The sequence below is a fragment of the Erwinia sp. S43 genome (assembly GCF_016624745.1).
Classification (GTDB): domain Bacteria; phylum Pseudomonadota; class Gammaproteobacteria; order Enterobacterales; family Enterobacteriaceae; genus Erwinia; species Erwinia coffeiphila.
Window position 1 is genome coordinate 1 of the sequence record NZ_JACVTX010000079.1, and the last position, 310, is coordinate 310.

General features: G+C 49.0%; 1 tRNA gene and 1 other RNA gene. Both read right to left on the reverse strand.

The window, feature by feature from the left end:
* Positions 1-106: 106 nt before the first annotated feature.
* A non-coding RNA gene (locus tag IBT47_RS26855) (RtT sRNA) lies at positions 107-220 on the reverse strand.
* A 14-nt stretch (positions 221-234) separates the two neighbouring features.
* Positions 235-310: transfer RNA gene (locus tag IBT47_RS26860), tRNA-Lys, on the reverse strand.

Here is a 310-nt window from a genome sequence, read left to right on the forward strand (position 1 = left end):
CGACCAATTGATTAAAAGTCAACTGCTCTACCAACTGAGCTAACGACCCGACACTCGGTAAATCTTTACAGCTTTAAAGTGGTGAACCACGCATCACATTAAGTGATGGTGGGTCGTGCAGGATGACTTCGCCCTTCGGGCCGTCGCTAATCGCAACGTTGTCTCGCTTTCGCTCGACTCGAACCTTTACGGTTCTCATCCTTCACGATTTACACCGCGCATCACATTAAGTGATGGTGGGTCGTGCAGGATTCGAACCTGCGACCAATTGATTAAAAGTCAACTGCTCTACCAACTGAGCTAACGACCC